Origin of the sequence: Streptococcus sp. 2741, from assembly GCF_013276315.1 — a bacterium.
GTDB lineage: Bacteria > Bacillota > Bacilli > Lactobacillales > Streptococcaceae > Streptococcus > Streptococcus pseudopneumoniae.
In genome coordinates this window covers 1-4,545 of sequence record NZ_VMKU01000045.1, presented here as the reverse complement: position 1 = coordinate 4,545, position 4,545 = coordinate 1, and the positions used below count along the sequence as shown (strand labels likewise).

Genomic DNA, 4,545 nt, shown 5'->3' with positions numbered 1-4,545 from the left:
TGAGCTGGTTCCGCTGGTTGAGCTGGTTCTGCTGGCTGTTCAGATGGTTCCTGATCAGCTTTTTCTGCTTTTTCAAGCTCTTCAACTTTTGCTTTTGCTTTTTCAGCCTCAGCTTTAGCCTTCTCTAGTTCAGCTTCTGCTGCTGTTTGAGCTTGGTCAGCTTCAGCTTTTGAATTTTCAGCTTCTCTTGCTTCTTTATTTTCTTTTTCAGCCTTAGCAGTCGCATCGTCAGCTGTTTTCTTCGATTCTGCTGCTTTTTGCTCTAACTCCGCAATTCTAGGATCTGCTTCTTCTTGGGGTTGAGCTGGAGTTTCTTCTTCCGTTTTAGCTGGTTCTTTAGCTTTTGCTTCTTTTACTTCTTCAAGGGTCTTGTTGAAATCATCAACACGAGAATTAATATCGTCTGCGTAAGACTCAACAAGGGCATCCGCCTGGTTAAATTCAGCTTCTGCTGCTGCACGAGCTGCCTCTGCTGCTTTGAGTTTTCTTTTTTGTTCCTTAAGAGCTTTAGCTTTTTGCTCAAGGTCGGCTTTGGCTTTATTAGCTTGCTTGGTTAGAGAGTCAATTTCATCTCCCAATTGATCCGCCTTGTCTTGCAGTTTTTCTGACTCTGGACGTTTAGCATCATCTTCTTTGGCTTTTTCAATTTTATCTTTTATATCAGACGGAAGATTGAAATAAGTATCAAACGTATTGTTATTTTCAGAGGCAGGTTTAGCATTCTCTGTTGGTAATTCATCCAAAACTTGACTAGCCTTGATAGCACCACTTTCAATTGCGTCTAGTAAATCTTCCTTACCGATTGCCGCTTTGGCTGCTTGAATAGCTGCTGCTTTGTCCTTAATCTTATCATCTGCATTAATCTTAGCTTCGGCATCCTTTTCAAGCTCTGTCAAGGCTGCTTCAAGATCAGCTTTGGCTTTATCTTCTTTTTTCTGATCTGAGGTCTTAACTTTTTCTATCTTCTCAAGAGTCTCTTTGAGTTTATCAACACGAAAGTCAATCGCATCCTTATAAGCTTCCAGAACTCCATATTTCTCCTCAAGATCAGCTTTGGCTTGATTATAATCTTCTGAATCCTTTTGTTTATTTTCAAGTTCTTTAGCTTTTTTCTCAAAGTCAGCTTTAAGTTTATTAGCTTCCTCGGTTAGAGAGTCAATCTCATCTCCCAATTGATCCGCCTTATCTTGCAGTTTTTCTGACTCTGGACGTGCCTTCTCTGCAGCTTCGGCTTTCTCAACTTCCATCATTTTATCTGAAGGAAGCGATTTTTTCTCATAAACCACGTTTGTGCTGTCAGGTGTAGTTTTAGCATCTTCTGTTGGTAATTCTTTCACAACATCCTCTAGTGAAATATCCCCATTTTCAATTGCTTTTAGTAAATATTCCTTACCGATTTTCTCTTTTGCTTCTTTGATAGCTGCTGCTTTGTCCTTAATCTTATCATCTGCATTAATCTTAGCTTCTTCAGCCTCCTCTAATTGAGTAAATGCATCAATAAGTTCTTCTTTAAGCAAAGTGTTTGGTTCCTTAGCTTTTGCTTCCTTTACCTTTTTCAGAGTTTCATTGAAGTCGTCAACACGAGTATCAATATCTTCTTTATAAGACTCAGCCAGTGCTAAAGCCTTTTCAAATTCAGCTTGTGCCGCTTCATGAGCTGTTTTCGCTTCTTCTAGTTTTTTCTGTTCTTCTACCAGAGTTGCAGCTTTTTTCTCAGCTTCGGCTTTAGCCTTATTAGCTTGCTTGGTTAGAGAGTCAATTTCATCCCCCAATTGATCCGCCTTGTCTTGCAGTTTTTCTGATTGTGGACGTTTGGCATCAGCCTCCTCGGCTTTTTTGATTTTAGCTTTTATCTCTTCAGGAAGAGAAGAATCTTTGCTAGTAATAACTCGTTCTTCATCTTCCTTTGTTGGCAATTCCTTTACAACATCACTGGCCTTGATTTGACCATTTTCAATTGCTTTTAGTAAATCTTCTTTACCGATTCTCTCTTTTGCTTTTTTAATAGCTGCTGCTTTGTCAGTAATCTTGTCATCTGCCTTAATTTTAGCTTCGGCATCCTTTTCAAGTTCTGTCAAAGCCTTCATCACTGCTTCTTTAGCATCAGCTTCTTCCTTTTTAGCAGCAGCTAGCTCAGCATCAGCAGCCTGTTTAGCTTTTTCAGCTTTGGCTTTTGCCTCTTCTGCAGCTTTAGCATCATCTGCTTCGGATTTTGCTTTCTTAGCAGCTTCTTCAGCTTTTGCTTTCGCTTCCTCTACTTTTTTCTGTAGTTCAGCAACTTTAGCTTCAGCTTCTTTTCTAGCTGCTTCCGCTTTTTCAAGATCCTTTTTAGATTTTTCGGATGCTTTGCTAGTGTTAGTAGTATTTGATTCATCAGCTTTTACAGCCAATTGCTGAACGCTAGTAAGACTAGCCCCTAAAACTACCGCACTGGCTAGGCTAGCAAAAATCATCTTTTTCTTCCCCATTTAGGTCACCTCTTTATTATTATTTTTAATCACCTGAATCACCATCATTATACTCTTCTACAACATATATGTCAAGTATTTTCCCAATGTTTACCCAATATTTATCTAAAATTATGATTCGGATAACTCCCCCTAGTCTGGTCAAAGTGGAAATTGGCCTAAAACAGATTTTTATGGTGGAATTTAGTGTGAGACGTTTGAGTTAGAAATGAGCTCTACTATGACAAAACATAAATACCTGACCCTTTCAGACCCTCATGAATTCTCTAGGCTGGAGATTTTGGCTCTATAATATTTGTAGTAGGAAAATCCCCTATGGATATTATGGAGCCTATTTTGTTGTAGAAAAAAAGTCCCATAAGATCTATAATGAAAAGCAACCAAACCATCATTAGAAAGATTCATATGGAACAATTACATTTTATCACAAAACTACTCGATATCAAAGACCCTAATGCCCAAATTATGGATATCATTAATAGAAGGAAATCATTGCTAAACTGGATTATGAGGCTCCATCTTGCCCAATTTGATTCAGAAGAAGTTCATCATCGCTTAGAGGACTGCATTTGCCCTGACTGTCAGGGAGAGCTAAAAGAGATTGGAGCGAGTCTTCAAGGCCAAGAATTAGTCTTTATTCCTGTGCAATTAAAACGCATAGATCATATCCAACACTCTTACAAATGCCAAGCATGCAGTGAGAAAAATCCGAGTGATAAAATCGTGAAAGCTCCTATCCCTAAAGCCCCTTTGGCGCATAAGCCTTGGCTCAGCTTCTATAATCGCTCACACCATCCATCAGAAGTTTAATCTGAAGGTTCCCAATTATCGCCAAGAAGAAGATTGGGCTAAGATGGGTTTACCAATCACACGTAAGGAAATCTCTAATTGGCATATCAAGGCGAGTCAATACTATTTAGAGTCCCTTTATAAGCTTTTACGAGAAAAGTTGTTAGAACACGCTCTTCTTCATGCGGATGAAACCTCTTATCGGGTCTTAGAAAGTGATAGCCATCTGACCTACTATTGGACTTTTTTGTCTGGGAAAGCTGAGAAACAAGGGATTAGGCTTTACCACCATGATCAGCGTCGAAGTGGTTCAGTAGTACAAGAATTCCTAGGAGATTATTCTGGCTATGTGCATTGTGACATGTTGCGGCAGTAACTTAGGACTTTAGTCCTCTAGTTCTGCCTATGCGATAGCAGTCCAAGGTTTAGGAGAAAGGCGACGCTAAGCTTGATAAACTGCGAACCGCTAGAAGCTTATCGTCAACTGGAAGAAGCTGAACTTGTTGGATGTTGGGCGCATGTGAGAAGGAAATTTTTTGAAGCGACCCCCAAACTAGCAGACTCTCGTAAACAAAGAGGTTTTAGAGGCTTGTTTACCATGGACTAAAGTTGTACAAGAAAAGTGCAAATAAGAAATCTCCAAATTAGGAACTATCCGTGAGTTCACTAGTCTGGAGATTTTTCAATATACTTCGTTATTGGGCGGTTACCGTTACACTACAGTTGACAAAGAGCCATTTAAAAAGCGAACAATTCTAAAATTGTTCGCTTTTCATCTAAACATCCCTTGTACTCGATTCCTAAAATAATCAGCAGAATTAATAGGGCTCATTTTTAAAATACAGAAGAATGTATATCAGCTTGACTAAACTTTTATTTTAGTCTTCTTTTTTCTTTCTAAACGCAAATCCGAGTCCACTTAGCATACCAAGAAGTCCTAGAGAAGCAAGAGTCGCATTTGATTCTGTTCCTGTATTTGGCAATACATTATGTGATTTACTTGGCTGTTCCGTAGAGACTGTTACCTTAGCTGGTGTTGTTACATTAGGAACTTCTACAGCTGCTTTACCTGGTTCTGTAATCTTAGCCTTACCTACAACCGTAGTATCTGGTAATTGATCATTTGGAACCTTAGCTGAACCATCTGCTCCAATCGTCACTTTAATTGGACGACCATCCTTACCTGGAAGTTCTACCATTGTTCCTTCTGGATAAGTTGAGCCATCTGGTTTCTTAGGTGTTACTGTAACGTCACCTGTAGTAGGATCTTGTACCAAGTCAATAGTTG

General features: G+C 39.3%; 2 protein-coding genes and 2 pseudogenes. 2 read left to right on the top strand and 2 right to left on the bottom strand.

Annotated features, from left to right (window positions below):
- Positions 1 to 2,468: cell wall-binding protein (locus HT671_RS05345; protein ID WP_172923080.1), on the bottom strand; the 2,468-nt coding region annotated here is incomplete at its 3' end.
- Between the two features lie 405 nt (positions 2,469 to 2,873).
- On the opposite strand from HT671_RS05345, the pseudogene HT671_RS11430 reads away from it, so the two are divergent.
- Positions 2,874 to 2,995: pseudogene (locus tag HT671_RS11430) on the top strand (ISL3 family transposase); the annotation flags it as partial.
- Positions 2,976 to 3,816: pseudogene (locus HT671_RS11615) on the top strand (transposase); the annotation flags it as partial. The pseudogenes HT671_RS11430 and HT671_RS11615, both read left to right, overlap by 20 nt.
- A gap of 319 nt (positions 3,817 to 4,135) precedes the next feature.
- Here the strand turns inward: HT671_RS11615 and HT671_RS05325 are convergent.
- The coding region (locus HT671_RS05325; protein WP_172923079.1) for an LPXTG cell wall anchor domain-containing protein at positions 4,136 to 4,545 on the bottom strand (410 nt) is incomplete at its 5' end.